This is a genomic window from Bradyrhizobium sp. KBS0727, from assembly GCF_005937885.2.
In the GTDB taxonomy this organism is placed as follows: Bacteria; Pseudomonadota; Alphaproteobacteria; order Rhizobiales; family Xanthobacteraceae; genus Bradyrhizobium.
The window spans coordinates 559,212-586,211 of record NZ_CP042176.1 but is presented as its reverse complement, the minus strand read 5'-3'; the positions used below and the strand labels follow the sequence as shown (position 1 = coordinate 586,211).

The window sequence follows — 27,000 nt, the reverse complement described above, 5'->3', positions numbered from 1 at the left end:
CTACCGTTCCAACCGATACGCATCGACCTGCACCTTGAGCCGCTCCAGCGATGCCAGCGGCGCAGAGCGATCGACTTGATATTTGCCCTGCGCCAGCCACTGCAGCACCTTCAGGTCGACTGCGGGCGAATGATGGATCACGTCGCCGTAGTTTTCGAGGTCGTGGGTGACCTCCTTCACCGCGCGAAAATCTGACAGCCGCACGTTGGGAAATTGCAGCAATCGCGGGAACGCATACGCTGTAAAGTCATAAACCGTCTTCAGGGCCGAAGGCGCAGCGTCACGCATCGCCACGAATTGCAGCACCGAATAAGGCGGGAAATAAATATCGAACGCCACATCGGGGTTCCTTGCGATCAGGCTGATCGCATCGCGCTCGAAGGCCCGGACCATCGCCTCGTACTCGTAGCCGTCGGCCAGATACCGGCTGCGCACGGGATCGGTGATGTGCCGAAAAGCAGCGAATGCTTTTCTGGCGTTGTAGCCTGCGGCGACGTCGTAATCCGGTGGCAGCGCGTTGATGTCGTCGACATCGGCGATCGGGAACTTGAAGACGAGATCCGAGGTCAGGCGCGCGATGGCCGGTTCAAGCGGCGGCAGTGATCGCGCCAGGATCCACAGCGACTCCCGCGCCATCTGGCCGCTGAACAGATAGCCCGCAAGGCCCGCGGCACTGCGGCGATAGAGACCTGAGGGAAGAAAGATGTCGGAATCGATCTCCGGCGTATCGCGAAAGATCCAGTCGTCGAGCTGCCAGACCACGCGCTTCGGATGGCGCGCCATCGCCGCATCAAGCACAAAGCTCTGCTCGCGCGAGTTCGATCCCGTCATCGACAGCTTCAGCGACCGGCCGCCCAGGATGCGGTCGATGTCGCGCTGACGGAAATGGATGGCGAGCGAGGTACCCATGAAGGCGGTGTCGAACGGCTGGCTCCGGATCAGGCCGGCGTCCTGCATCCGCGTATCCGCCGAGTACATCGCCGGAAACGGCCGCGCCTGGCGAAACAATTGCAGGGGATCGACGACGAAGTTGAGCGCCGCCGCCATCAGCATGATGAACGCGCTCGCGCACAGGAACTTCAGCAGGATTTTAGATATAGGACTCATCAGAACCTGAAATAGATGAATTCGCTATGCTGCTGGATTCCCAGAATTCCGAACGCCAGCACCGCGGCGGTGGCGTAGAGGAACCAGGGACGCAGCCGCGCCTGTGCCAGGCTATCGCCGACAGTGCGGCGCGCGTGATCGTAGCCCATGATCGTCTGCGTATTCGGCGCGAACCACGCCAGCGCGGCATAGCAGGCGATGAACGCCAGATTGACGATTTCAACGCGGCCCAACGCAAGCCTGGTGGGATCGGCCATCCGCACCAGCACGTAGATGGCCGAATCGATGTCGTCGGCGCGGAAGAACACCCAGGCGACGACGACCGACAGAAACGTCAGCATCGCACCCGCAAATGTCGCGGCCGGCCGCAGCCGCGGCGCAACGTCTGGCCCGAACCGGTTCCAGGCGTGATTGATACAGAGATAGGCGCCGTGCAGCGCGCCCCAGACGACAAACGTCCAGGCCGCGCCATGCCAGAGGCCGCCGAGCAGCATCGTGATGACAAGGTTCACATAGCGCCACACCGGGCCGCGGCGGTTGCCGCCGAGGGGTATGTAGAGATAGTCGCGCAGGAACTGCGACAGCGTCATATGCCAGCACCGCCAGAAATCGATGATCGAGGTGGCCTTGTAGGGGGAGTTGAAATTCAGCGGCAGGAAGATGCCGAACATCAGGGATATTCCGATCGCCATGTCGGAATAGCCGGAAAAGTCAAAATAGAGCTGGAACGTATAGGCCAGCGCGCCGATCCAGGCCTGATCGAAGGTCGGCGACCCCGGGCCGAACACCGGCCCGACCAGCGGCTGAATGCCGTCGGCCAGGCACGTCTTCTTGAACAAGCCTATGGCGAAGATAATCAGCCCGCACAGAATGAGATGCGGGTCCGGACGTTTGGCCTCCGTGCGCTCGAACTGCGGGATCATGTCCCGGTGGTGCAGGATCGGCCCCGCGATCAGATGCGGAAAGTAAGTGACGAACAGCGCGTAATGCGGCACCGCGTAGCGTGCGACCTGCCCTCGGTAGGCATCGACCAGAAACGCGATCTGGGTGAAGGTATAGAAGGAGATGCCGACGGGCAGCAGGATGTGGACGACAAAGCCGGTCGAAAACACCGCGTTGAAGTTGGCGACGAGAAAGCCGGCATATTTGAAGACGCCGAGCACCAGCAGATCGCCGGCTACGCCGGCTGTGAGCACTGCGAACCGCACCTTGGGCCGCAGCTTCCGTTCAACCAACAAATAGCCGATGCCATAATTGAACGCGATCGAAGCCAGCAGCAACGGAACATATTGCCAGTTGCCGAACGCGTAAAACGCCAGCGAGGCCAATGCCAGCCAGAGCACCGGGGCCAGATTGCCGCCGCGGCCGAGCGCGAAATAGCCCGCCAGCCCCACCGGCAGGAACAGAAAAATGAACGAGTAGGAATTGAACAGCATCAGGCTTTCCCGGCGGGGCCGAAAGCCTAACCATACAACGCGGGAGGCAACAACCCTGCGGCCGACGGGTGTGGCAATCCGCGCCATTCGACATGATATAAGCAGGAAAGCAGGCGCCTCTTTTCTCCCTCGCCCCGCTCTTGCGGGGAGAGGGTCGGGGTGAGGGGCCTCTCCGCACAGCCGGTGCTAACTGATAGAACTGTACCGCCTCACCCGCCGCGCAAGAGCGCGATAGCCGAAGCTTCGCTTCGGCGTTCTTGTTAATAACGGCCGCGGGACGCGGCCTACGCTCTCCCCGCAAGCGGGGCGAGGTGAAGCGAAACCGCCCATCGGATTTGTTCCTGGAACTGAACGAGGATTGAGTGACACAAGCAGCAGCCAAAAAACCTTCGCTCTCCGCGCCCACAGCGCCGCGCCGTCCGCATACGTTCACGACCCATGGCATCGCCGTGACCGACGATTACGCCTGGCTCAAGGACGAGAAGTGGCAGGAGGTGCTGCGCGATCCCTCGATCCTTGACGGCGATATCCGCACCTATCTCGAGGCGGAGAACGACTACACCGAAAGCCTGCTCGGCCACACCACGCCGCTGCAGAAGAATCTGGTCGCGGAAATGCGCGGGCGGATCAAGGAAGACGATTCCAGCGTGCCGTCGCCGGACGGCCCGTTCGCCTATTTTCGCAAGTTCCGCGAGGGTGGGCAGCACGAGATTTTCGCGCGCACGCCGCGCGACGGCGGCGACGCAACGACCGTGCTCGACGGCGACGCGCTAGCGGCCGCTCACGATTATTTCAAGTTCGGCGGCAGCCGGCATTCGCCCGACCACCAGCTGCACGCATGGAGTGCCGACACCAAGGGTTCAGAATACTTCTCGATCCGGGTCCGCGACTGGGCCGACGGCACCGACCGCAACGACCTCGTCGAGGAGACCGACGGCGGCGTGGTCTGGAGCAAGGACAGCAAGAGCTTCTTCTACATCAAACTCGACGACAATCACCGCCCGATGCAGGTCTGGCGTCATCGCCTCGGCACAAAACAGGCCGACGACGCGCTGGTCTATGAGGAAGCGGATTCCGGCTGGTTCACCCATCTGCACGAGAGTTCGAGCGGCCGGTTCTGCGTGATCGCCGGTGGCGACCACGAGACGTCGGAGCAGCGGCTGATCGATCTCGACCATCCCGAGATGCCGCCGCGCCTGGTCGCGGCGCGCGAGGAAGGCGTGCAGTACTCCATCGCCGACCGCGGCGATGAACTGTTCATTCTGACCAATGCGGACGGCGCGATCGACTTCAAGGTGGTGACCGCGCCGCTGGCGTCGCCGGAGCGGGCCAACTGGCGCGACCTCATTCCGCATCGCGAAGGCATCTATGTGCTCGATGTCGAACTTTACGCTAACCACATGGTGCGGCTGGAGCGCGCCAACGCGTTGCCCGCGATCATCATCCGCGACCTCACGACGGGCGAGGAACACGCCATCGCCTTCGACGAGGCGGCCTACTCGCTCGACACCATGGGCGGCTACGAATTCGAGACCACGAATTTGCGGTTTTCCTATTCGTCGATGACGACGCCATCGGAAGTCTATGACTATGACATGGCCAAGCGGACGCGGGTGTTGCGCAAGCGCCAGGAGATTCCGTCCGGTCACAACCCGGCCGATTACGTCACCACCCGCATCATGGCGACGGCAAAAGACGGCGCGCAAGTGCCGGTCTCGATCCTGCACCGCAAGGATCTTGTGCGAGACGGCAGCGCGCCGCTGCTGCTCTATGGCTACGGCTCCTACGGCATGGCGATGCCGGCATCGTTTGCCGCCAACCGGTTGTCGCTGGTGGACCGCGGCTTCGTCTACGCCATCGCGCATGTCCGCGGCGGCGCCGACAAGGGCTGGAGCTGGTATCTCGACGGCAAGCGCGAGAAAAAGACCAACACGTTCGATGATTTCGCCGCCTCTGCCCGTGCGCTGATCAAGGCCCAATATACCAATGCAAAACGCATTGTCGGCCATGGCGGCAGCGCCGGCGGCATGCTGATGGGCGCGGTCGCCAACCGCTCCGGCGAGTTGTTCGCAGGCATCGTCGCCGAGGTGCCGTTCGTCGACGTGCTCAACACCATGCTCGACGACACCTTGCCGCTGACGCCGCCGGAATGGCCGGAATGGGGCAACCCGATCGAGAGCGAAAAGGATTTCCGCACCATCCTCTCCTACTCGCCCTACGACAACGTCGCGGCCAAGGACTATCCGGCGATTCTGGCGATGGGCGGCCTGACCGATCCGCGCGTCACCTATTGGGAGCCGGCGAAATGGATCGCGCGCTTGCGCGCGACCATGACCGGCGGCGGACCCGTGCTGTTGCGCACCAACATGGGCGCCGGCCACGGCGGCGCGTCGGGGCGATTCAACCGGCTGGACGAAGTCGCGATCGTCTATGCGTTTGCGCTGTGGGCGGTCGGGCTGGCGGAGAAGTCGGAGGTGTGACTTCTCCCTCGCCCCGCTCTTGCGGGGTCGAGACGAGCGTAGCTCGCTCTTAGAGGGTTGGGGTGAGGGGCCTCTATCCGCGAGCACTCTGGCAGTGGTGAGACCTGTACCCCCTCACCCGGATTGCACCGACGATGCTTCGCATCGCCGGGGCAATCCGACCTCTCCCCGCAAGCGGGGCGAGGTTGAAAGGGCCCGCGCTCGACGTACTACCTTCCGTTCTTCTTGCGCCACGCCGCAAAATCCTTTGGCGTCTGCTCGTCGGTTGCGGGATAGAGGCCGAGGATCGAGCGGCCCTTGCCGACTTCCTCGGTGACGAAATCCTCGAACGCGGTCATCTCGACAGCCTCGTCGGCAATCTCATCGGCGAGATGCGCCGGAATTACGATTACGCCGTCGCTGTCGCCGAGGATGACGTCGCCGGGAAACACCGGCGCATCGCCGCAGCCGATCGGCACGTTGATCTCGATGGCCTGGTGCAGCGTGAGATTGGTCGGCGCGCTCGGGCGGTGGTGATAGGCGGGAAAGCCGAGTTTTGCGATCTCAGCCGAGTCGCGAAAGCCGCCATCGGTGATGACACCGGCACAGCCGCGCTGCATCAGCCGCGTCACCAGGATCGCGCCGGCGGACGCGGCGCGGGCATCCTTGCGGCTGTCCATGACCAGCACCGCGCCTTCAGGGCAATCCTCGATCGCCTTGCGCTGCGGATGGGCGCGGTCGCGAAACACGTCGATCTTGTTGAGGTCCTCGCGCGCCGGCATGTAGCGCAGCGTGAAGGCCTCACCAACCAATACCGGCTGATCTGGACCGAGCGGATGCACGTCCTGGATCATCTGGATGCGAAAGCCACGCTTGAACAACGCAGTGGCGATGGTGGCGGTCGAGACGGTCTTCAGCTTGTTGCGGGTGGCGTCGCTCAGTTTTGTCATGGTTCCACATCCCAGGTTGTTCGTCATTCCGAGATGGTCCGAAGGACCAGGCCCGGAATCTCGAGGTTCCGGGTTCATCGCCGCGCGATGCCCCGGAACGACGGATTAATAAATCGACGGCTCATCCACCGGCGCGCCAAACCCGGTTTCGAGGAAATCGAAATCGCAGCCTTCATTGGCTTGCTTGATGTGCTTGGTGAACATCCAGCCATAGCCGCGCTCGTAGCGGGGCTCCGGCGCCTTCCATTCGGCGCGGCGTTTTGCCAATTCGGCTTCGGACACGTCGAGATTGATGGTGCGCGCGTTGACGTCGAGCGTGATGCGGTCGCCGTTCCGCACCAGCGCCAAGGGCCCGCCGATATAGGCTTCCGGCGCGACGTGCAGGATGCAGGCGCCGTAGCTGGTGCCGCTCATGCGCGCATCCGACAGCCGCACCATATCGCGCACGCCCTGCTTCACCAGCTTGGTCGGGATCGGCAGCATGCCCCATTCCGGCATGCCCGGGCCACCCTGCGGGCCGGCATTGCGCAGGATCATGACGTGATCGGCCGTGACGTCGAGGTTGGGATCGTCGACCGCCTTCTTCATCGAGGGATAATCGTCGAACACCAGCGCCGGGCCGGTGTGCTTGAGGAAGCGCGGCTCGCAGGCGCTGGGCTTGATGACGCAGCCGTCCGGCGCAAGGTTGCCCTTGAGCACGGCAAGCGCGCCTTCGGCATAGATCGGATCCTTGACCGTGCGGATGACGTCGTCGTTATAGACTTCCGCGCGCGCGATGTTGTCGCCGAGGCTCTGGCCGGTGACGGTCATGACGTCGAGATGCAGGTGGTCTTTGATGCGGCTCATCAGGCCGGGCAGCCCGCCGGCATAGAAGAAATCCTCCATCAGATATTTGTCACCGCTCGGCCGCACATTGGCGATCACGGGAACCTTGCGGCTGGCCTTTTCGAAATCATCGAGCCCGATGTCCTGGCCGGCGCGGCGGGCCTGCGCGATCAGGTGGATGATCGCATTGGTCGAACAGCCCATCGCCATTGCCACCGTGATCGCGTTCTCGAAGGCTTTTCGGGTCTGGATCTTGTCCGGCGTCAAATCCTCCCACACCATCTCGACGATGCGGCGGCCACTTTCCGAGGCCATCCGGATATGGCCGGCATCGGCGGCCGGGATCGACGACGCGCCGGGCAAGGTCATGCCGATCGATTCGGCGATCGCGGTCATGGTCGAGGCGGTGCCCATGGTCATGCAGGTGCCGTAGCTGCGCGCGATGCCGGCCTCGACGTCAACCCAGTCCTTGTCGGAGATCTTTCCGGCGCGCCGTTCGTCCCAGAATTTCCAGGCGTCCGAGCCCGAGCCCAGCGTCTTGCCCTTCCAGTTGCCGCGCAGCATCGGCCCGGCCGGAAGATAGATCGCCGGCAGGCCCATGCTGGTGGCGCCCAGCAACAGCCCCGGCGTGGTCTTGTCGCAGCCGCCCATCAAGACGACGCCGTCGACGGGATGCCCGCGCAAAAGTTCCTCGGCGTCCATCGCCAGCATGTTGCGGTAGAGCATGGTGGTCGGCTTCAGAAACGATTCCGACAGCGACAGCGCCGGCAGCTCCATCGGAAAACCGCCGGCCATCAGGATGCCGCGCTTGACGTCATCGACACGCGACTTGAAATGCATGTGGCAGGGCTGCGCATCCGACCAGGTGTTGAGGATCGCAATGACAGGCCGGCCCTTCCATTCCTCCGGCGCGTAACCCATCTGCATCGCGCGCGAGCGATGGCCGAAGGCGCGGAGATCGTCGGGCGCGAACCAGCGCGCGCTGCGGAGATCGTCGGGGTTCTTTCTGGCGGTCATGACTGGGTGCCCCACTTCTGGACGGTATTGCGCTCGATGGTGCGGAAGATCAGGTTTTCAACAATAAGACCGATGATGATCACGGTCAGCAGGCCGGCAAAGACCGCGGGAATGTCGAGCAGGTTACGGTTCTCGAAGATGAACCAACCGAGACCGCCCTGCCCCGACGACACGCCGAACACCAGTTCGGCGGCGATCAGTGTCCGCCACGCAAACGCCCAGCCGATCTTCAAGCCGGTCAGGATCGAGCCGAAGGCTGCCGGAATGAGAATGCGCGCCACGTAAGGAAGTCCGCGTAGGCCGTAGTTGCGGCCGACCATGCGCAGCGTGTTCGACACGCTCTTGAAGCCGGAATGAGTGTTCAGCGCGACCGGCCACAGCACCGAGTGAATCAGCACGAACACCAGACTGCCGTTGCCGAGCCCGAACCAGATCAGCGCCAGCGGCAGCAGCGCGATCGCCGGGAGCGGGTTGAACATCGCGGTGATGGTTTCGAGGAAATCCGTTCCGATTCGGGTCGAGATCGCGAGAATGGTGAAGACGGCCGCGAGCACGATGCCGGCGCCATAGCCCATGAACAGCACTTTTAGCGATGCCCAGGCGCGCAAGGGAATGGTGCCGTCCTTCACCTTGTCGAACATCGTGATGATGGTGTCGTGGAAGGTCGGAAACAGCAACGGATTGTCGAGGAAGGTACCGTAGGCCTCCCATGCCGCCGCCAGAAAGACGATGATGACGGCCTTGCGGACGAAGCCGTCGTTCCACAGCAATTCCAGCACGGTCAGTTTGCGCTCGACCTCGACCGGCACATCGGTCGTAGCGGCCGATCCATCGCGCAGCAGGATTCTCGCTTCACCCATCGCGCGCTCCCTCAGTGTGCCGTTACGGATTCGGCGAACAACAGGTCGTGGATCTGCTTTTCCAGCCGGGCGGCGCTGCCGTCTTCGCTGGAGACCTGGTCGACATCGATGACCTCGGCCTTGACCCGGCCGGGATGCGGCGACAGCAGCAGGATCCGGTTGCCGATCTTGATCGCTTCCGCGATCGAATGGGTCACGAACAGCACCGTGAATTTGGTTTCCGCCCAGAGCTGCAGCAATTCGTCCTGACAGGTGCGCCGCGTCAGCGCGTCCAAGGCTGCGAACGGCTCATCCATCAAGAGAATATCCGGCTCCATCGCCATGCCGCGCGCGATCGCGACGCGCTGCTTCATGCCGCCCGAAAGCGTGTGCGGATAGGCATCGACGACGCGGGTCAGGCTGACCTTCTCGATATAGGCCCGCGCCCGCTGCTCCGCCTCCTTGCGCGGCAACCGGCGCGTCATCAGAAGTGGAAACATGACGTTTTCCAGCACCGTCTTCCACGGCAGCAACTGGTCGAACTCCTGGAAGATCATCATCCGGTCGGCGCCGGGCTCGGAGATCTCGCGTCCCGAAATCCGCATCTTGCCTTCGCTCGGTGTCATGTAGCCGCCGACGGCCTTCAACAGCGTCGACTTGCCGCAACCGGAGGGACCGAGCAACACGAAACGGTCGGAGCGATCGACCGTGAAGCTGACCCGCTCGGTCGCGGTGACGACCGCGCTCGAGGTCTTGTAGCGCAGCGTGACGTCACTGACATCGAGAAGCGCGGTCATCGGCTCAGTTGCCTTTCAGCTCGTGCGCGACCGGCAGATAATAGTCGGTCCAGGCTTTCGGCATGGTCTTCAGCGTGCCGGTCTTGAACAGATGCGCGGCGAATTTCATGGTGCCCTGCGGCTGCAGGTTCCATTCCATCATGCCGGGCTCCTTGAGCCAGGCCAGCAGATCCTCGGCGCTGGTCTTGTCGCCGGTGACCTCCTTGTAGATTTCCACCGCACCCTTGGTGTCGCTGCGGATGAAATCCTGCGCCTCCTTGGTGGCGTCGAACACCGCCTGGATGATTTTCGGGTTGGCATCGGCGAACTTCGTCATGGTGAAGAACTGCGCCTGGCTCAGCGGCCCGCCCATCACGTCAGGCGACGACAGCACCACATGCGCGCCGGGCACGTTCTTCAGTTCGAGGAACGTAAACGGCGGGATCGCGAAGTGATTGCGCACCTCGTGCTGGGCGTTGGTCATCGCCACGTAGGCGTCGGGATGGCCGAGCTGCACGGTGTTGGCATCGAGCTTCGACCACTGGTCGGCGCCGAACGCCTCGGACGCCGCGATCTGCAGCACGATTGCCTGCGTCGAGACTTTTACGGTCGGCACTGCGATCTTGTCGTTGGGGCCGAAATCCTTGATGGATTTGATATTCGCATCGCGGCTGATCAGCGTCATCGGCTGCGCCGAGGTGGCGACGATACCCTTGACGCCGCCGCGGGTGCGATCCCACAGCAGCAACAGATTGCCGGTGCCGGTGTTGAGGATGTCGACGCCGCCGGCGAGCAACGCGTCGGTCTGCGCGCCGCCGCCGCTGAGATTGATCCATTTGGTCGTGACCCCGGGCACGCCCAGCGCCGCGGCGTGCTTCTCGATCAGCCTGTTCTTTTCCATGATGTGCGAGGGCATGTAGAAAATGCCCGGCTGCCGCGACAGCGAGATCTCGCTCTTGGCCTGGGCCAGCGCCGGCGCGCCCGGCAACACCATGGCCAGCGCCGCGACCGCGAGCGCGCCCGCGCGCCAAATCCTGTTTTTCATTGTGCATCTCCTCCGGCGGTCTCGTTGACGCCCTTGGCGAAATGCACTAATGTATTAGTGTATTTGATGCAAGCACCTTCTGAAACGGCCGGCTTCGCCTGATGACCCCATCGCACACCGTCCCCCGACGCGCCGTTCCGGGTTCCGCCGATCGGCTCGACCGCGACCGTCAGGCGGCGCCGCAGGTCTTTGAGCGCCTGCGCGGCATGATCATTTCACTGGATCTGCCGCCGGGATCGCCGCTGTCGCGCGCCGCATTGGCCGCGCAATTCGGGGTCTCTTCGACGCCGATCCGCGACGCGCTGATGCGGCTCGAGGAGGAAGGGCTGGTCGAGGTGTTTCCGCAATATGCGACCGTGGTCAGCCGGGTCGACGTGCGGCTGGCGCAGCAGGCGCATTTCCTGCGGCAGGCAGTCGAACTCGAAATCGTGCGCGGGCTGGCGATCCACCATGACGACACGTTCATCACCGAGCTCAACGCGACCGTCGCGCGCCAGCAGCAATTCGCCAAAGCCGGCGATTTCGAACGTTTCATGGCCGCCGACAACGAATTCCACGCCCAGCTCTATGCGGCGACCGACAAGCAGGACATCTGGTCGCTGGTACGCAGCCGCAGCGGGCATATCGACCGTCTGCGGCGGATGCACCTGCCCTCGCCCGGCAAGGCGCAGGATATCGTGCGGCACCACAGGCTGATTGCAAAGGCCATCGGCGCCGGCGAACCCGACGAGGCGCAGAAGCATCTGCGCACCCATCTGTCGGGCACGCTCAGCGAACTCGCCGCGATCAGGGCGCGCTATCCGGAATATCTGAGCAACTGAGCCGCGCGGTTCCGGTATCCCCAGGCGAATCATGCTGCGCTGATATGCAGGCCGGGCGGTCGTCTGCCCGGCAGCATCCGGGTAGCGCGTTTTTGTGAGAGCCTTTTGATCGCTGGCGCGGAACCTGCGTCGAGGGGAAACGGTTGCGAGAGAGCGGGCTTTCGGCAAGACTCACAACCTGTCGTTGGCTACATCAGCGGGAGCGGAGAACCTTCCTTTGGCAAGAATACTGGTCGTGGATGACGATGTAGCGGTTCAGAGCACCGTCCGCCTGTTGCTGGAACGCGCCGGCCACAGCGTGGTCACGGCCGGCGACGGCGGCAAGGGACTTAGCTTGTGCGAGACCGGCGATTTCGATCTCCTGTTTCTCGACATCTTCATGCCGGGGATGGATGGATTCGAGACCATGCGGATGGTTCGCCAGCGCCATCCGCTGATGCCAATCATCGTCATCTCCGGCCGGCCGATTTCGACGGAGCCGGACTCCGCGCCTGACTTCCTCACCATGGCCACCAAGCTCGGGGCGGTCTCGAGCCTGCAAAAGCCGTTCAGGCCTGCCGACCTTCTGGTAGCGGTCGCCGGCTGCCTGGAAGCGGCCGGGCGATCCTCGCCGTCGTCCCTGCCATCCGGCGGTGTTGCCTCCTGCCGGTAATGCGCCCTAGAGCCCCTTTCCGATGGAATCGGAACGAGGTTCTAGGTTTTTGATTGAACGCGTTTTCTTGACGCGAACCGGTTTCCACTTCGCTGGAAAACGCTCTAGCATTGGATTTGCCCGGCGCCTCGACCGGGGCGCCATGGGAGGGCGCGCGAAAGCAAGATGACGCTGACAACCAGGCTTGCCATCGCGATGATTGCTCTGGTCGCGATTGCGGTATCCGCGGTCGGATGGCTGAGCTATCGGAGCCTGGAACAGGCGGTCCTGCCGCGTGTCCTCGACCGGATCGAGACCCATTCGCGGCTGGCCGCCAACGAGCTGGAGTCCCAGGTCCGCACCGCGCGCGGCGACATTGCCACCTTCCATGGGCTGGCGGCGGTGGCGGGATTGATGCGGGCGCGTCTCAATGGCGGGATCGATCCAACCGATGGCACCACCGAGGCGCTCTGGCGCGAACGGCTGGCAGGCCGGTTGGCCGCCCAGATGCCGCTCAGGCCGGCCTATTCGCTCCGCTTCATCGGCGTTGCGGATGGCCACCGGGAAATCGTCCGGGTCGACCGCTCGGGTCCGAACGACGCCGTCCGCGTCGTGCCGGACGCCGAGTTGAAGCAGGTCGGCGATGCGGCGTATTTCCGCGACACGATCAAACTGGCGCCGAATGAAATCTACGTCTCGCCGGTCGATTTGAACGAAGAGAACGGTGTCATCGCCAACCCGCATGTGCCGACGATGCGGATCGCGATGCCGATCTTCGCGCCCGGCGGCAAGCCGTTCGGCATCGTCATCGCCACCGCCGATATGCGGCCCGCGCTCGCCCGCGTCCGGGCGTCGGTCCGGCCTGGCGAAAGAGTCTACGTGGTCGATGCCCGGGGCAACTATCTCGTCCATCCCGACCGGGCGCGCGAATTCGGTTCGCAACTGGGTACGCCGACCGACTGGCGGAAGGACTTTCCGGATCTGGCGGCGTCGATCGGCGCCACGAAAGGTGTCGCACAGATCGTGCAAACGGAGGCCGGACGCCCCGGCGGCGAGGCTTTGGCGCCCGCCCTGCTGGCCGGCAGCGAGTGGACCGCGGTGATCGAATCGGTGCCGAATGCCGTCGTCATGGCGCCGGCGCAGGCGATCCAGAACAGCTCGATCACCGTCGGATTGATCGCCGTATTGTGTGCAACACTGTTGGCGTTGCTGATCGCGCGATCGCTGACCCGGCCGATCGTGCAGTTGACCAAGGCCGTCGAAGCCGCCGCCCGGAGCGGGACGGCGGTGATCCCGGTCGACGCGCGCGGCGAGACCGGCGTGCTTGCGCGCGCGTTTGCGCATGTGATGGGGGAAGCCAATGCCAAAACCATCGCGCTCGAGCGCGAGGTCGGGGAACACCGCCGCACCATAGCCGCGCGCGATCACCATGCGGAACGCGAGCGCCTGTTCAGCGCGGCGGTCGAATCGTCGAACGACGCCATCATTACCATGTCGCTCGACGGCACCATCACCGGCTGGAATTCGGCCGCCGGGCGTCTGTTTGGGTACTCCGCGGCGGAAGCCACCGGCCAGGGCATCGCGCTGCTCGTGCCCGACGACCGGTTGTCGGAGGTGCAGGATAGCCTGCGCCGCATCGGCTGGGGCGAGAGCATCGAGCAAAACGAGACGGTGCGGCTGCGGAAGGACGGCACCCCGATCGAGGTCTCGCTCAGCATTTCCCCGATCAAGGCGCCCTCGGGAGCGACGATCGGCATCTCCAAAGTGGCGCGCGACATCACCGACAGCAACAAGACCAGGCAGGTGCTGCGGCAACAGACCGAGGAACTTCGCCGCATCTTCGAGACCTCGCAGGACCTGATCCTGGTGATGGATGCCCGCGGATTTCTGGTCCAGATCAGCCCGAGCTGCGAAGCCATCCTGGGGTTTCGGCCCGAGGAAATGATCGGTCGCAGCGGCAGCGACTTCATCCACCCCGATCATCTCGAGAACTCCCGCGAGGAACTGCGCGCGGCGCGGCGCGGTTTGCGCTCGAAGATTTCCGATACCCGTTGCATGCACAAGGACGGACGCGCCGTATGGCTGTCATGGCTCGGGACCTGGTCCGAACCGGTCAAGCGGTTTTTCCTCGTCGGCCGCGACATGACCGAGAGCCGGCTGGCGCAGGAGACCTTGCGCGAAAGCGAGCAACTCGCACGCGGCATCATCAATTCCGCGCTCGATGCCTTCGTCCAGACCGACGAACGCGGCATCATCCGGGACTGGAATTCGCAAGCCGAGGTCATCTTCGGATGGCCACGGACGGACATGCTTGGCAAGAACGTTTTCAAGATGATCGCCCCGGATCCGAACCAGAGTCCGGTCCAGGCCGGCCTGGGCCACTTTCTGGAGTCCGGGCTCGAACAGGTTGCGAGACCCCGCCGCGAGGTCCAGGCCCGACGGCGCGACGGGACTGAATTCACCGCAGAGTTGAGCATCACGGCGTTGAAGACCCGCGACGGATTTGTGTTCAACTGCTTCATGCGCGACCTGACCGACAAGATCGCGGCCGAGGACAGGATCAGGCAGGCCGAAAAGATGGAAGCTGTCGGCCAGCTCACCGGCGGCATTGCGCATGACTTCAACAACATCCTGACGGTGATCACGGGGACGATCGAAATCCTGGCCGACGCGGTCAAAGGCGAGCCGCAACTGGCCGCGATCACGCGGATGATCGACGAGGCGGCGTCACGGGGCGCCGACCTCACCCAGCATCTGCTGGCTTTCGCTCGCAAGCAGCCGCTGGAACCGCGGGAGACCGACGTCAACACGCTGATCATCGACACCGCCAAATTGTTGCAGCGAACGCTCGGCGAGCACGTCGAAATCGAATCGGTGTTCGAGGACGAGGTTTGTCCGGCCCTGGTCGATCCCAATCAGCTCGCCACCGCCATCCTCAATCTCGCGCTCAATGCCCGCGACGCCATGCCGAATGGCGGCAAGCTGATCATCGAGACCGGGGGCGTCGTGCTCGACGAGAATTACGCCAGGACGCACGGCGACGTCCGGCCGGGCCGCTACGCCATGATCGCGGTCAGCGATACCGGGACCGGCATTCGGGCCGACCTGCTCGACAAGGTGTTCAATCCGTTCTTCACCTCGAAAGGTCCCGGCAAGGGCACCGGCCTCGGGCTGAGCATGGTGTACGGCTTCGTCAAGCAATCGGCTGGCCACATCATGATCTACAGCGAAGAGGGTCACGGGACGACGATCAAGATGTACCTGCCGCCGGCCACGGGGACGTTGCCGGCCGCCGAACCGACGCTGGCACCTGTCATGGAGGGCGGTCACGAAACGATCCTGGTCGTCGAAGACGACAAGCTGGTGCGTGACTATGTGCTGACCCAGCTGCATTCGCTGGGCTATGTCACGCTGGACGCGGCGAATGCGACGGAGGCGCTGGCGATCGCCAATGCCGGCCGCCCCTTCGACCTGCTCTTTACCGACGTGATCATGCCCGGCATCAACGGTCGCCAGCTCGCCAACGAGATATCGAGGATCAAGCCCGGGCTGAAGGTGCTGTTCACGTCGGGCTATACGGAAAACGCGATCATCCATCACGGCCGGCTCGACGAGGGCGTGCTGCTGCTCGCCAAGCCCTATCGCAAATCGGATATGGCGATCATGATCCGCAAAGCGCTCGCCGATTGAGCGCACGCCCGATCCTGGTGGAGTCCTGTGTTTTGACGCGTTTTCTACCGCAGATAAGTCTACGCAATCTGCGTAAACTTGATTGCTGTGCGAACCGGTACCCACTTCGCTCGAAAACGCTATGGTCAAAATTGAGTCAGTCAGGCCTGACGCTGGGTGGTCATCACGATCCGGACCAGATCGGCGGCGTTCCGCGCCCCGAGCTTCTTCATGATATTGGCGCGGTGATCCTCGATCGTGCGCGGGCTGATCCCGAGCTGGCGTCCTGCTTCCTTGTTGGATGCACCGGCGGTGAACTGCTCCAGCACCTCGCGCTCGCGTCGCGTCAGTGGTTCGCGTCCCGGAAAATGCAGCGTCGCGATCCGTGAGGCGGCGTTTTCCGCCTGTCGGCGGGCATATGCCTCGATCGCCTCGTCCAGTCTCGCGACGATTTCGCTGCCGCGAAACGGCTTTTCAATGAAGTCCAGCGCGCCGTTCTTGATGGCGCTGACGGCCATCGCGATATCGCCTTGCCCGGAGATCATGAAGATTGGCGCCGGATAGTCCTCGCCGTGAAGTTCCTTCAAAATGTCGAGGCCGGACTTACCGGGGATGTTGACGTCGAGCAGGATGCAGGATGGCGTCCGGCTTCTCGCAAGCGCGAGCAGGGCGGCGCCGTCTGCAAAACAGATGACCTGATAACCGCCCGCCGTCAGGACCATCGACAGGGTGTCGCGGACCGCCGGATCGTCGTCGACCACGAAGATCTCCCCGCGGGAGAGGGCTTTTTCAGCCATGTTTCATCGTCCGTGCGTGGTGAATCATGACACATACTTAGGTGACGGTATTCAACTTCATACCCGATCAGAACGCACCCGTATTTGTACGGGACGTTGGCTTAACGCACAAGTAGCAACGCGCGTTCTAAGCATGTGAGTAGGGAGTGTACCCATGCAGGATGCAGCAGGTGACGGCACCGAGCCCGGACCCGATGGTGACAGCTATCGATCGGTCGTATCCGATCTCGTCGGCCTGATCGAGCATGTCCAGGCGAGCCTGCGGCTGATCGAACAGACGATGGTCCGGGAAACCTCGCCCGGCAACCAGGAAAACATCGCCAATGTCATCGTGCTGGACGACGTCTCGCCGCGTTACGTCAAGGCGACCGCGGCGCTGAAAGCCTGCGAGGCAAAGCTCGGCATCGCCCTCCACTCCCTGCTGGATTCCTGGGCGCCCGGGCGCGGTGCCGGCGCGTATGCCGAATTCGCGCCGGCGCTTTCGATCTTGCGGATGTAGCCGGAGGCGGCATCCTGCGGGGGCTCTCGATGTCCCTCCGTGACAGACTATCTCGCGCAATTGGCTCCCTGCGGCAGCAGCGGCTTGGCGGCTCGCATATCGCGGGCGCCGATCGGGACTCCGCCACGATGACGGAGAAGCTCGACGCCGCGCTCAAGCTCGAGGCGGGATCGCCTCAGTTCATCTTCTCGTCGTCCTTGGCAGCGCCCGACCGCTTCTTGCCGTGCTTGCCCCTCAGGAAATGAATGTCCATTTCCGTGCCGTTGACGCGAACCAGTTCGCATCGGCGGTAGGCAAGACCGGTCGACGACAGCAACAGGAAGAACTCCTTGAGATTGAGGCCCTGGATCGAGCCTTCAACGGTCAAGGCCGCGTCGTTATCCGAGATCGCATTAAGCTGGCAATCGCGGCGCCACGTGCCGTCGATGGCCATGATGCAGACATCATAGCCCCGGCTGAACGTGACGCGCTCGGTTCCCTTGTTGTCTTCTGACATTCCTCAACGTCCTGCCATCGCCGCGACCTTTGGCGTTGCTGTTGCGGCCGGTGCGTTGATCGCACGCGTGCCGGTCGGCCGGTAGAGCCCGCGCTTGTCCGGAAACGGCTTGAACACATCGGTCAAGCCGACAACCGTTTCCGCCGCACCCAGCACCAGGAAGCCATCTTGTTCCATCGTCTTGGCGAGACGGCCGAAAACGTTGATCTTGGTATCCTGGTCGAAATAGATCAGGACGTTGCGGCAGAAGATGACGTCGAATACCCCGAGTTGGGAAAAATCGTGCAGCAGGTTCAGTTGCCGGTGCTGAACCATGGCGCGAACGTCGGCGCCGATCTGCCAGAACTCGCCGTTCTGCTTGAAATATTTCACAAGCAGCTGGATCGGAAGGCCGCGCTGGACCTCGAACTGGCTGTAGATGCCCGCCTTGGATTTCTCCAGCACTTCCTGGGACAGGTCGGTCGCAACGATCTCGATCCGCCATCCGGCAAGCGCCGCGCCCATTTCCTTCAGGCTCATCGCGAGCGAATACGGCTCCTGGCCGGTCGAACCGGCCGCGCACCAGATCCGGATACTCTTGCGATTAGCGCGAGCCTTCATGATCTCGGGCATGATCGAATCGCGGAAGTGTTCGAACGGCACCTTGTCGCGGAAGAAAAAGGTTTCGTTGGTGGTCATGGCCTCGACCACCTGGGCGATCAGGGAGGACGAGCCACCCTTCATCTTTTGCACGAGTTCGCTGATGCCAGGCAGGCCGCATTTGCGCGACAGCGGAAGCAGGCGGCTTTCGATCAGATATTGCTTGTCTGCGGACAGGTCGAGACCGGAATGATCCTTCAGGAGCTTACGCAGATACTCATAGTCTGGCGGGGTCACGGGGGCCTCTCAAGGGCAAGCGGAAAGAATTTAGACCGTCGGTTCCGTCAACTCGATCAAGCCGACTTCCTGGAATTTCGCGGCAACGATGACTTTGTCGAACGGCTTCATGATGTATTCGTTGGCGCCGCCGTCGATCGCGCGCGAGATGTGGTCGATGCTGGTCTCGGTGGTGCAGAACACCACCTTGGGCGTTTCGCCGCCGGGCATGCGGCGCAGATGGCCGAGGAACTGATAGCCGTCGATCACAGGCATGTTCCAGTCGAGCAGGATGGCTTCCGGCATGGCGCGCTTGCAGATCACCAGCGCGTCTACACCGTCCTCGGCTTCGAGGACCTGGAAAGACATCTCTTCCAGGATGCGGCGCGCAATCTTGCGTACGATGCTGGAATCATCGACGACGAGACAGGTTTTCATTGTTGGCCTCCTTGTCTGACGAACGACGCTTGCCAATCGGGCTATGCTGCGAGGGCTGCTTTGGGCACGATTTCGAGGACGCGATCGACGTCGAGGACGACCATGAGCTGACCGTCGAGCCGGTGGACGCCGCCGGCGAGCTTGGCCATGCGGGGATCGAGGTTGACGGGGTTGTCCTCGCGGCCTTCGTCGGCGAGTCGGAGCACCTCGCCGATCTGGTCGATCAGAAGGCCGTAGGACTCGCCGCGCAGGTCGACGCCGACCGCCATCGGCGGCTTGCCGTCCTCGTTCTTCGGCAGGCCGAGCCGGGCGCGCATGTCGACCACGGTGACGATGCGGCCGCGCAGGTTGAGCACGCCGGCGATCTCCGCCGACGACAGCGGCACCCGGGTCAGCCGCTCCGGCATGAACACGTCCTGGACGCGGGAGATCGGCAGGCCGAACAGCTGGCCGCCGATCACGGCGGTGACGTATTCGGCCACGGTGCCCTCGATGGTGTCGGTCTTGGTCGTTGTCATGTGCTTGCTTTCTTAAGCCGCCTGCCTGATCTCGGCCGCGGCGGTCTGTTCCTTCAGCGCCGCGATCAGGCCGGGACGGTCGAACTTGGCGACGTAGTCGTGGAAGCCGGCCTGCCGGCCGCGCTCGATCGCCGCCGGCGACACCATCGAGGACAGTGCGATGATCGGCATCGAACTCAGGTGCTGGTCGGCCCGGATGGTCTCGGCAAACTCGAACCCGTTCATGTCGGGCATCTCGATGTCGGTCAGCACCACGTCGAAGGCCTGGCCCGAGCGCAGCGCGGTGAGGCCTTCCTGGGCGTTGGGGGCGACCCGGACCCGGTAGCCGGCGGCTTTCAGCACCGGCGCCAGCATGTTGCGGAAGAACGCGCTATCGTCGACCAGCAGCACCGACTGCGCCGACATCGAGGGCCGCATCTCCTTGCGCGAGAACCAGTCGGCGAACGCCATCGGCAGGAAGTGGCCGACGTCGATCACTTCGGTGGCCTGGCCCTTGATCACGGCCGAACCCAGGATGCCGGACTGCGAGCCCGCCACCTCGATGTGCAGCCGCTCCTCGACGATGTCGATGATCTCGTCGACCACCAGCCCCATCGAGCGGCCGTCGTCGGCGAACACCAGGATCGGCTGCGCGCCCGCGGTCCGGACCGTGACCCCGTCCATCTGCACCAGCGGCATCAACTGCTCGCGGTACTGCACCATGTAGCGGCCGTTACTGAGTTCGATCTTGTCGGTGGCGATCTCCTCCAGACGGGTCACCAACCCGAGCGGCACCGCCTTGGGCTGGTTCGAGCCGGCGCGGAACACCAACAGCGAGGTCAGCTGCTCGCCCGAGGAGGCGTGCGCGGCGGCATGCTCGTCGGCGAGCTCGCGGGAAGCGGAGCCGGCCGCACCCAGCGCCTTGGCAATGCCGTTGGGGTCGATGATCATGATCACCGCGCCGTCCCCCAGAATGGTGTTGCCGGAGAACATGTCGATGTGCCGCAGCTTGGTCGACATCGGCTTGACCACGATCTCTTCGGTGTGGAACACGCCGTCGACCACGATGCCGAACGTTTGACTGCCGACCTGCGTCACCACGATAAAACCGTTCTCGGGGTCGGACGAGGAGCCGTCGTCGATCTTCAAAAGCTTCTTCAGGTGCATCAGCGGCAACAGCTTGTTGCGCAGTCTGAGCACCGCGGTGTCCTTGATGCGCTCGATGCGGTGTTCGGAGTTGGCGCGGGCCCGCACCAGCTCGACCACCGACAGCTGCGGAATCGCAAAGCGGTCGCCGGCGGCTTCCACGATCAGGGCCGAGACGATGGCCAGGGTCAGCGGGATCTTGATGGTGACGCTGGAGCCTTCGCCGGCCACCGACTTGATGTCGATGGTGCCGCCGATCTGGTCGATATTGGTGCGCACCACGTCCATGCCGACGCCGCGGCCGGAGACCGAGGTGACGGCGGCCGCGGTCGAGAAGCCCGGCGCGAAGATGAACTTGTGGATCTGGGCTTCGGTCATCTTCTCCAGATCGGACTCCGAGACCAGACCGTTCTGAATGGCCTTGGCCTTGATCCGCTCGGTGTTGAGGCCGCGGCCGTTGTCGGCGATGCAGATGATGATGTGGCCGCCTTCATGGTAGGCGGAGAGCCGGATGGTGCCCTGCTCGGGCTTGCCGCTGGCCAAGCGCTCGGCCGGCGTCTCCAGGCCGTGGTCGGCGGAGTTGCGCACCATGTGGGTCAAGGGATCCTTGATCAGGTCGAGCACCTGGCGGTCGAGTTCGGTGTCGGCGCCGTGCATCTCCAGTTCGATCTGCTTGCCGAGTTCGCCGGAGAGGTCGCGGACGATGCGGGGCAGCTTCTGCCAGGCATTGCCGATCGGCTGCATCCGCGTCTTCATGACGCCTTCCTGCAGTTCGGCGGTGACGTTGGAGAGCCGCTGCAGCGGCACCTTGAACTCGGTGTCCTCGTTGCGGCGGGAGATCTCCAGGAGCTGGTTGCGGGTCAGCACCAGCTCGGAGACCATGGTCATCAGGTGTTCCAGCGTGTCGACGTTGACGCGGATCGACTGGTTGGCGATCTTGTCGGCTTCCTGGACATCGGCCTCGGCGACGACCGGCTTCTTTAACGGCTTGGCTTTCGCGCGCGGCCCGGGGGCGGCTTCCGGCTCGGCGGCCTTGGCGACAGGTGCAGCAACAGGAGCAAGCGCGGGCGCGGCCGGCGCGACTTCAATCTCGGTCTCGCGGAAGGCGCGCTCGAGGTCGTCGAGCGAGACTTCGCCGGGACGCAACGGGCGTTCCAGCACCTGCTCGACCAAAGCGCCAGCTACGCTGGTCACGGGCGTGCCCTGTGCGACCGCAGGCGCCATCGGAGGGGCGGCGACCACGGGTACCGGTGCGGCTGCAACTTCGGCAACCGCATGCGCGGCGCCTTCGGCCATCTCGTGCAGTTTCTCGATCAGGTCTTCGTCGGTGCCCTCGGGCTCGGTCTCGGTGGCCTCGAGGCCGGCGAGGATTTCCTTGATGCGGTCGATCGAGGACAGGATCAGCGTCACCGCGCCGGCCGTCACCGGCATGCCGTCGCGGAATTTGCCCATCAGGGTCTCGCCGGCATGGGCCAGCGCTTCGAGTCGCGGCAGCCCTAAGAAGCCGCAGGTGCCCTTGATGGTGTGAACCAGGCGGAAGATGTTATCCAGGATCTTGGCGTCGGTCGGATCCTGTTCGAACCGCACCAACTGATTGTCGACCGTATCCAGGCTCTCGTTGGTCTCGGTCAGGAACTCCCGCAACAGATCGTCCATCAGAGCATGCCTTCCAAAATTCAAATAGCGGTCGCCTTCCAGGCTACCTGTCCGGGTTTCACGACGACGTTAATTTCGTTGTCCGTGCAAATACGGAGGAAGTGAATTTTGGCGATCCGCCTGCGTCCGTCCGCGATCGCTTGCAGCTTCGACAACGGTGCGCAGGTGGCGATACCAGGCGGGTTCTGGTGATGCGGGCGATATCGACGTTCGCGCAAAAGGCGCGGCGATCATCCGAGACAAACCGGAAAACTTCGTCTCGGGGCCACACGCCGGCGTCAGGCCGCGAGCAACGCTTCGTCGCGCTTCATCAACTTCCGGCTTTCCTAGAGTGCCTTGTCGAGCGTTCCGGCAATCACATGGCTGTTGACGCCGTCGATCGCAAAAAATCGGCAATCCGGCTTATGGTAAACAGATCCTGAACGTCGCATGCGGCATGCGCGCGCCGCGCAGCCCGCACGACGTCTGCGACACGAAGTCTGCGCTAGCCCAACCGGACAACGCCAGCAAAGTGAGAACCGGTTTCGGCGACACACTCATTGATGACAGTCAGCAGAGCAATTGGCGTAAACGGCTTGCGCAGGCAGCGCACCGCTCCGAGTTCGAGCGCCATGCGCAGGAAGTCCGGCGCCGGCGAGTCGAGGTTGGCGAACGCGTAGCCGCACATTGCAATCAGCGGAACCGCCGGCGCGCGCTCGTGGAAATATCCTGACCGATTCGAAACCGCGCATGTGCGGCATGAAGATATCGACGATCATCAGGTCGAAGCCCGCGCCTTCCGGCGCGAAGCCCGGCTTCGCCGCCATCGGCTATCGTTACTTCAATGCCATGGCGTTCGAGGTACTCCGATCGTCTAACGACCTTGTCGAAAATGCCTGTCAATTCTGCTTGCCAACCTTACGGGCCGGTATCATCATCCCAGAATTCGGAGTGTACGTATTAGGGGCCAGCGCCAGAAACGGCTTGATCCGTAAGGCTTTGCCCATCCGGGTCTGCCCATCAGGCTTTGGCTACAAGGCCATACCTACAGACAGGGAGACTGCTGTGGAATCAGCCCCCCGTTCACCGAATGGATTTTTGTCTTCGTTGACAGCGGACGACTTTGAATTGATCCGCCCACATTTGCGCACCACTGACCTCCCGCAGGAGATGGTGCTGGTTGAAGTCGACGAGACGCTCAAGCGCGCTTACCTCCCGCACCGCGGCGTGATTTCGCTGGTGGTCAAGCTCGCACGCGGCGAACACGTTCAGGTCGCGATGGTCGGCCGCGACAGCATATTCGGTTCCTTCTCCGCCCTCGGCGACGCGGTCGCGCTAAACACCGCGGTGGTGCTGGTACCCGGGGTGGCCTCGACGATCGACGTCGACCAGTTGCGCGCGGCGGCCGACCAGAGCGCAACGTTTCGCGCCGCGCTGGCTCGGCATGGGCTGGCGGTCTATGCGCAGATCCAGCAAACCGCGGGCTGCAACGCCTCCCACACGGTGGAGTCCAGGCTGGCGCGGTGCCTGTTGCAGACGCGCGACCTGTCCGGCAGCGACAAGCTGGCGCTGACGCAGGAATCGATGGCGCAGATGATCGGCGCACGCCGCAACAGCGTATCGCTGGTGGCCAGCACGCTGCAGCAGGCGAACTTCATCCACTACAGCCGCGGGCATATCGAGATCACCAATCTGGACGGCCTGCTCAGGACCTCCTGCGAATGCTACGGAACCGTGAAGGCTCAGTACACGAGGCTGCTCCACCCCCGCATTCGCTGCGCGGCCGCGTGATGACTTGCACACCGGCCAAGCCCTGATCGTTCGTCCGGATCGTTTTGACAGACACCCGCCACCTTGCGCGCGGGGATTGTTCCGGGCCACGATCGGCGTCCGCATTCCCCGTATAATTACTGGCAGCCAGCGGGTTTCGCGGCCGACCTGTCCGGCCCGGAATTAACGCGCTGTTCAATGAGCCCTGATAATTGTCCGGTGCTGACGGGTGCGAGTACGAGAAAAGCAGCGGAACCTTTTCGCGTGCTGCGCGCATTCACCCGTGTTCAGCGGCTTGGTGAATTGCGCGGAGTAGAGACATGGCCTTTGATTTGTCGATGCCGATCCTGGTGGTCGATGACTACAGCACCATGATCCGCATCATCCGCAACCTTCTCAAGCAGATCGGATTTGAGAACGTCGACGATGCCAGCGACGGATCGGCGGCGCTCGCCAAGTTGCAGACCAAGCGATACGGCCTGGTGATCTCCGACTGGAACATGGAACCGATGACCGGCTACGACCTGCTCAAGGAAGTCCGCGCCAGTCCGGAATTCTCGAAGACGCCCTTCATCATGATCACGGCGGAATCCAAGACCGAGAACGTCATCGCCGCGAAAAAAGCCGGCGTGAGCAATTACATCGTCAAGCCGTTCAACGCGGCGACGCTGAGGACCAAAATGGAAGCGGTATTTCCCAACGACTAAGGTCGTTCCGGGACGCAACGTCCCCGACCGGCTTTCGTTCTGACTCGTTTTCCCCACGCCAGCCGATACCCACCCTCCGGATCAAGTCCGAGGGCACGCTTCGCTCGAAAACGCCATCGCACCCGCAAGTCCGCATCGCGGCGTCTTCATGGCGGCCGGACGCGGCCGGCATCGGCAAACATTCCGACATCGCGGGATCAATTTCGAACATGGCGGGGCCGTGCATCTGGCGCCATCGCGTACCCTGGCCGTACTTCTACGGCTTCGGATTTTCACGGACAGCTAATCTTGACTGGCGATAGTGCGCGGACTGAAGGAGTACCTCATGTTCACGTTTGAAACGAGCGATCAGAAGGAAGTGCGACGTTTCCGTATCGCGCAGTTCAACGGCCGAACCGCTACCGCGCGCGTAGCCGGCTCGGCGGTCACCGGCCACGTGCGATCGATCGTGGAGAACAAGGCGAGCGTTCCGGCCGCGTGGACGATCACGATCATCCAGGAAGAGCCCAAGACATCCATCGCATTGCGGCCGTCGCCTCGCGTCCGTTCTTTCGTGGAAGACCTCCACTAACCATCAAGCGCATCGGCCGCGACCGCCACGCGCATGTTTGTGCGTCACCGGCCACGGTGCTTTCGCGCAAAACACGCCCTCGGACTTGATCGGGGGTGGATGGCGGCTGGCGCAGAGCAAGCGAGTCAAACAGAAGCCTACGCGGACCCGACCGCGCCCGACCGTCATCCCCTCCGGGCAGACGCACTTCGTCCGTGAGCGATGCCGGCTGGATCGAGCATGACGGTTGAGAGATCAGGCGGGCTGCAGCAACGCCTTTCGCACGAGATCCGCGGTGTTGCGTGCCCCGAGCTTGCGCATCGCCTCGGCGCGATGGCTCTCGAACGTCCGCGGACTGATGTTCATTCGCAAGGCGCCCTGCTTGTTGGAGCAACCCTCGCTGATCAGGCTGAGCACCTCGCGCTCGCGCTTCGTCAGCGGCTTCTGGCCGGACTCGGTCGCGAACATCACCCCCGGCGGACGTCCGACATCCCTGCTGCGGCCGTCCTGGCTCTCCCGGCCCTGCAGGTGATCGGAATCCGGAGCCGACGCCGGGTGACGATCCGAGATCTGCTTGACCAGCGCGCAGACGCGTTCGGTCTGCTGAAGCGCGTTTTCGACGACCTGTTGCAGGTAAACGCGGTTGCCGGGCGCTTGGGAAAATTGATGGCTGTGCTGCTTGATCTCGTTCATGTAGAGCAGCAGCGCGGTCAGCGGACCGTTCAGCTGCCGGGCGATCGCAGCTCCCGCCTCTTCCGTCGCGCGGAGCCGCGCAACGGACAGATGGACAAAGTCGAGATTGTCTTCCAGGGGCGTGATGTCCTTTACCCACTTTGAAAAGTGCGAATCACCGGCTCGATGGTCTGTTTGTGACATATAACTAAGTTATCGATCCCATTCCTCGTTCATGGTTAATTTCCTCGCCAGTAAGAATACGGGGAATCCCGCAATTCACCGCTGGGATGGCCATAATTTAGCGAAAACGCACGGAAAACATCGATAAATGGGGCATTTTGGCTCAGAATTCTGTAATTTTACGGATCGAATAAACCTCCGTCCGTGCGCGTCAGCCCGGTATTTTCACTGCGGTCGCATTTACCTTCTTAATAGAGCCTGATCGATTTTGACGGCTTGCGCAGCCCTGGAGTTGCTACCGCAGCGCAGCTACGCGTCATGCGCGCGCAAGCGCCCCGGGGGCGCACTCAAGGGTTGAGGATTTGAACGCCGCCGGCTGGAATGGGGCTCGGGCTTCGCTGCGATTGCGCGGCGTCAGGCGCGCGGTCGCTGGAGGAATTTTGCCAGGAACCGTCCCGAGACCACGAACCGGAACCACCAAAAAGCCAATCGTCGCGTTTTCATCAGTCCCACCCGGCGGGCCTGGACGGCCCGGGTAGCACTTTGGGTCGCGCCTTGGATAGCGCGGACGCCGGGGCGCCCCTGTGAGCAGCTTCACAATCGACCGTAGAAACACCGTCATCGCCGGCCGCCACGGCCGCTTTTCGCGCCGATTCCGATTTACAGGCTTTGCCGGCCTCGCGATGATCGAGGCCTCAATCATCGGGCGCATCATTCAAGAGGGAGACGGCGATGTCGCAAGGCAAGGGATATTGGATGGCGATGGCTGCGCTGGCCGGAACCCTGACGTTCGGTTCAGCGGCCTTGTTCAGTTCAAGCGTCCTGGCGCAGACCGCACCGGCACCGGCGGAGAATGCCGCAGCCACGGCCGACAATGCCGTGATGCTCACCGTGTTCCTGAAGCACGATCAGTCCCGCCCGTTAAGCGAACTCAATGCACAGCTTGAGCGGCAGGGCTATTACAAGGCTTTCCCGCCGGCCGGCATCGAAGTCGTCAGCTGGTATGTGATGATGGGGATCGGACAGGTGGTGACGCTGCGCCTGCCGGCGTCGCGGCTACGCGAGGTCAATCGCATCTTCGAGAATACCGCCTGGGGCAGCTATCGCACCGAGTTCTATCCGACCTACGACTACAAGGCGATCGGCATCGCGGCGCACGACAAGGCGCAATAGCAACGCC

23 protein-coding genes and 1 pseudogene are annotated in these 27,000 nt (G+C 63.1%); 9 read left to right on the top strand and 15 right to left on the bottom strand.

The features are described 5' to 3' along the window. Both FFI89_RS02780 and FFI89_RS02775 read right to left on the bottom strand, forming a co-directional pair. Nucleotides 1-1,107, bottom strand: coding sequence for a hypothetical protein (locus FFI89_RS02780; RefSeq protein ID WP_138832691.1), 1,107 nt, complete (start codon nucleotides 1,105-1,107; stop codon nucleotides 1-3). Beyond that, a complete protein-coding gene (locus FFI89_RS02775) occupies nucleotides 1,107-2,543 on the bottom strand; it encodes an MBOAT family protein (protein WP_138832689.1) in 1,437 nt (478 codons plus the stop codon). The genes FFI89_RS02780 and FFI89_RS02775 overlap by 1 nt, the downstream gene beginning before the upstream one ends. Nucleotides 2,544-2,905: 362 nt before the next feature. Here FFI89_RS02775 and FFI89_RS02770 point away from each other — a divergent pair, with 362 nt between their 5' ends. Then, nucleotides 2,906-5,023, top strand: coding sequence for a S9 family peptidase (locus FFI89_RS02770; protein ID WP_138832687.1), 2,118 nt, complete (start codon nucleotides 2,906-2,908; stop codon nucleotides 5,021-5,023). Nucleotides 5,024-5,232: 209 nt separating this feature from the next. On the opposite strand, the gene FFI89_RS02760 is transcribed toward FFI89_RS02770, so the two are convergent. From FFI89_RS02760 to FFI89_RS02740, 5 genes are all read right to left on the bottom strand, one after another. Continuing rightward, nucleotides 5,233-5,952 carry a ribonuclease activity regulator RraA gene (locus tag FFI89_RS02760; protein ID WP_138832685.1) on the bottom strand — a complete coding sequence of 240 codons (720 nt, stop codon included), beginning with the start codon at nucleotides 5,950-5,952 and terminating at the stop codon, nucleotides 5,233-5,235. 105 nt (nucleotides 5,953-6,057) lie between these two features. Continuing rightward, complete coding sequence (gene araD, locus FFI89_RS02755; protein WP_138832683.1) at nucleotides 6,058-7,794, bottom strand: L-arabinonate dehydratase; 1,737 nt, start codon at nucleotides 7,792-7,794, stop codon at nucleotides 6,058-6,060. Continuing rightward, entirely contained in the window at nucleotides 7,791-8,654 is an 864-nt protein-coding gene (locus FFI89_RS02750) for an ABC transporter permease (protein WP_138832681.1), read from the bottom strand. Before FFI89_RS02750 ends, araD begins: the two co-directional genes overlap by 4 nt. 11 nt (nucleotides 8,655-8,665) lie before the next feature. Then, nucleotides 8,666-9,430 (bottom strand): ABC transporter ATP-binding protein, encoded by a 765-nt coding sequence (locus FFI89_RS02745; RefSeq protein ID WP_138832679.1) that lies wholly within the window; start codon nucleotides 9,428-9,430, stop codon nucleotides 8,666-8,668. A 4-nt stretch (nucleotides 9,431-9,434) separates the two neighbouring features. Beyond that, on the bottom strand, nucleotides 9,435-10,403 hold the full coding sequence (locus FFI89_RS02740) for an ABC transporter substrate-binding protein (RefSeq protein WP_371722546.1): 969 nt from the start codon (nucleotides 10,401-10,403) through the stop codon (nucleotides 9,435-9,437). A gap of 152 nt (nucleotides 10,404-10,555) precedes the next feature. Between FFI89_RS02740 and FFI89_RS02735 the strand changes: the two genes are divergently transcribed. The 3 genes from FFI89_RS02735 to FFI89_RS02725 all read left to right on the top strand — a co-directional run bounded on the left by FFI89_RS02735 (nucleotide 10,556) and on the right by FFI89_RS02725 (nucleotide 15,596). Further along, a complete protein-coding gene (locus FFI89_RS02735; RefSeq protein WP_138832675.1) occupies nucleotides 10,556-11,275 on the top strand; it encodes a GntR family transcriptional regulator in 720 nt (239 codons plus the stop codon). A gap of 217 nt (nucleotides 11,276-11,492) precedes the next feature. Continuing rightward, nucleotides 11,493-11,927, top strand: a complete 435-nt coding sequence (locus FFI89_RS02730) for a response regulator (RefSeq protein ID WP_138832673.1) — start codon at nucleotides 11,493-11,495, stop codon at nucleotides 11,925-11,927. Between the two features lie 165 nt (nucleotides 11,928-12,092). Continuing rightward, nucleotides 12,093-15,596, top strand: a complete 3,504-nt coding sequence (locus FFI89_RS02725) for a PAS domain S-box protein (protein ID WP_138832671.1) — start codon at nucleotides 12,093-12,095, stop codon at nucleotides 15,594-15,596. 140 nt (nucleotides 15,597-15,736) lie between these two features. Here FFI89_RS02725 and FFI89_RS02720 read toward each other — a convergent pair whose 3' ends face one another. Then, nucleotides 15,737-16,372, bottom strand: a complete 636-nt coding sequence (locus FFI89_RS02720) for a response regulator transcription factor (protein WP_138832669.1) — start codon at nucleotides 16,370-16,372, stop codon at nucleotides 15,737-15,739. Between the two features lie 154 nt (nucleotides 16,373-16,526). On the opposite strand from FFI89_RS02720, the gene FFI89_RS02715 reads away from it, so the two are divergent. Further along, a complete protein-coding gene (locus FFI89_RS02715; RefSeq protein WP_138832667.1) occupies nucleotides 16,527-16,871 on the top strand; it encodes a hypothetical protein in 345 nt (114 codons plus the stop codon). A 175-nt stretch (nucleotides 16,872-17,046) separates the two neighbouring features. Here the strand turns inward: FFI89_RS02715 and FFI89_RS02710 are convergent, their stop codons facing one another. From FFI89_RS02710 to FFI89_RS02685, 6 genes and pseudogenes are all read right to left on the bottom strand, one after another. Next, a complete protein-coding gene (locus FFI89_RS02710; RefSeq protein WP_138832665.1) occupies nucleotides 17,047-17,367 on the bottom strand; it encodes a PilZ domain-containing protein in 321 nt (106 codons plus the stop codon). A gap of 3 nt (nucleotides 17,368-17,370) precedes the next feature. Continuing rightward, nucleotides 17,371-18,243, bottom strand: a complete 873-nt coding sequence (locus tag FFI89_RS02705) for a protein-glutamate O-methyltransferase CheR (RefSeq protein ID WP_138832663.1) — start codon at nucleotides 18,241-18,243, stop codon at nucleotides 17,371-17,373. A 30-nt stretch (nucleotides 18,244-18,273) separates the two neighbouring features. Beyond that, nucleotides 18,274-18,660, bottom strand: a complete 387-nt coding sequence (locus tag FFI89_RS02700; RefSeq protein ID WP_138832661.1) for a PleD family two-component system response regulator — start codon at nucleotides 18,658-18,660, stop codon at nucleotides 18,274-18,276. A 41-nt stretch (nucleotides 18,661-18,701) separates the two neighbouring features. Then, nucleotides 18,702-19,178: a chemotaxis protein CheW gene (locus FFI89_RS02695; RefSeq protein ID WP_138832659.1), complete on the bottom strand. Its 477-nt coding sequence runs from the start codon at nucleotides 19,176-19,178 to the stop codon at nucleotides 18,702-18,704. A 12-nt stretch (nucleotides 19,179-19,190) separates the two neighbouring features. Then, nucleotides 19,191-21,959, bottom strand: a complete 2,769-nt coding sequence (locus FFI89_RS02690) for a hybrid sensor histidine kinase/response regulator (protein WP_138832657.1) — start codon at nucleotides 21,957-21,959, stop codon at nucleotides 19,191-19,193. 484 nt (nucleotides 21,960-22,443) lie between these two features. Then, nucleotides 22,444-22,841 (bottom strand): annotated as a pseudogene (locus FFI89_RS02685) (response regulator). Between the two features lie 162 nt (nucleotides 22,842-23,003). Between FFI89_RS02685 and FFI89_RS02680 the strand changes: the two are divergent. The 3 genes from FFI89_RS02680 (at nucleotide 23,004) to FFI89_RS02670 (ending at nucleotide 24,986) form a co-directional block, all read left to right on the top strand. Next, on the top strand, nucleotides 23,004-23,729 hold the full coding sequence (locus FFI89_RS02680) for a Crp/Fnr family transcriptional regulator (RefSeq protein WP_138832655.1): 726 nt from the start codon (nucleotides 23,004-23,006) through the stop codon (nucleotides 23,727-23,729). 299 nt (nucleotides 23,730-24,028) lie between these two features. Continuing rightward, nucleotides 24,029-24,415, top strand: a complete 387-nt coding sequence (locus FFI89_RS02675) for a response regulator (protein ID WP_138832653.1) — start codon at nucleotides 24,029-24,031, stop codon at nucleotides 24,413-24,415. A gap of 325 nt (nucleotides 24,416-24,740) precedes the next feature. Then, nucleotides 24,741-24,986: a hypothetical protein gene (locus FFI89_RS02670; RefSeq protein ID WP_138832651.1), complete on the top strand. Its 246-nt coding sequence runs from the start codon at nucleotides 24,741-24,743 to the stop codon at nucleotides 24,984-24,986. 234 nt (nucleotides 24,987-25,220) lie between these two features. On the opposite strand, the gene FFI89_RS02665 is transcribed toward FFI89_RS02670, so the two are convergent. Next, on the bottom strand, nucleotides 25,221-25,841 hold the full coding sequence (locus FFI89_RS02665) for a helix-turn-helix transcriptional regulator (protein ID WP_138832649.1): 621 nt from the start codon (nucleotides 25,839-25,841) through the stop codon (nucleotides 25,221-25,223). 741 nt (nucleotides 25,842-26,582) lie between these two features. Here FFI89_RS02665 and FFI89_RS02660 point away from each other — a divergent pair. Next, nucleotides 26,583-26,993: a hypothetical protein gene (locus FFI89_RS02660; protein WP_371722545.1), complete on the top strand. Its 411-nt coding sequence runs from the start codon at nucleotides 26,583-26,585 to the stop codon at nucleotides 26,991-26,993. Nucleotides 26,994-27,000: the final 7 nt, after the last annotated feature.

Coding starts and splice junctions, on each gene's coding strand:
- FFI89_RS02780 (WP_138832691.1), bottom strand. CDS start 1,107: ATGAGTCCTATATCTAAAATCCTGCTGAAGTTCCTGTGCGCGAGCGCG.
- FFI89_RS02775 (WP_138832689.1), bottom strand. CDS start 2,543: ATGCTGTTCAATTCCTACTCGTTCATTTTTCTGTTCCTGCCGGTGGGG.
- FFI89_RS02760 (WP_138832685.1), bottom strand. CDS start 5,952: ATGACAAAACTGAGCGACGCCACCCGCAACAAGCTGAAGACCGTCTCG.
- araD (WP_138832683.1), bottom strand. CDS start 7,794: ATGACCGCCAGAAAGAACCCCGACGATCTCCGCAGCGCGCGCTGGTTC.
- FFI89_RS02750 (WP_138832681.1), bottom strand. CDS start 8,654: ATGGGTGAAGCGAGAATCCTGCTGCGCGATGGATCGGCCGCTACGACC.
- FFI89_RS02745 (WP_138832679.1), bottom strand. CDS start 9,430: ATGACCGCGCTTCTCGATGTCAGTGACGTCACGCTGCGCTACAAGACC.
- FFI89_RS02740 (WP_371722546.1), bottom strand. CDS start 10,403: ATGGTGTTGCCGGGCGCGCCGGCGCTGGCCCAGGCCAAGAGCGAGATC.
- FFI89_RS02735 (WP_138832675.1), top strand. CDS start 10,556: ATGACCCCATCGCACACCGTCCCCCGACGCGCCGTTCCGGGTTCCGCC.
- FFI89_RS02725 (WP_138832671.1), top strand. CDS start 12,093: ATGACGCTGACAACCAGGCTTGCCATCGCGATGATTGCTCTGGTCGCG.
- FFI89_RS02720 (WP_138832669.1), bottom strand. CDS start 16,372: ATGGCTGAAAAAGCCCTCTCCCGCGGGGAGATCTTCGTGGTCGACGAC.
- FFI89_RS02715 (WP_138832667.1), top strand. CDS start 16,527: ATGCAGGATGCAGCAGGTGACGGCACCGAGCCCGGACCCGATGGTGAC.
- FFI89_RS02710 (WP_138832665.1), bottom strand. CDS start 17,367: ATGTCAGAAGACAACAAGGGAACCGAGCGCGTCACGTTCAGCCGGGGC.
- FFI89_RS02700 (WP_138832661.1), bottom strand. CDS start 18,660: ATGAAAACCTGTCTCGTCGTCGATGATTCCAGCATCGTACGCAAGATT.
- FFI89_RS02695 (WP_138832659.1), bottom strand. CDS start 19,178: ATGACAACGACCAAGACCGACACCATCGAGGGCACCGTGGCCGAATAC.
- FFI89_RS02690 (WP_138832657.1), bottom strand. CDS start 21,959: ATGGACGATCTGTTGCGGGAGTTCCTGACCGAGACCAACGAGAGCCTG.
- FFI89_RS02675 (WP_138832653.1), top strand. CDS start 24,029: ATGGCCTTTGATTTGTCGATGCCGATCCTGGTGGTCGATGACTACAGC.
- FFI89_RS02670 (WP_138832651.1), top strand. CDS start 24,741: ATGTTCACGTTTGAAACGAGCGATCAGAAGGAAGTGCGACGTTTCCGT.
- FFI89_RS02665 (WP_138832649.1), bottom strand. CDS start 25,841: ATGTCACAAACAGACCATCGAGCCGGTGATTCGCACTTTTCAAAGTGG.
- FFI89_RS02660 (WP_371722545.1), top strand. CDS start 26,583: ATGGCTGCGCTGGCCGGAACCCTGACGTTCGGTTCAGCGGCCTTGTTC.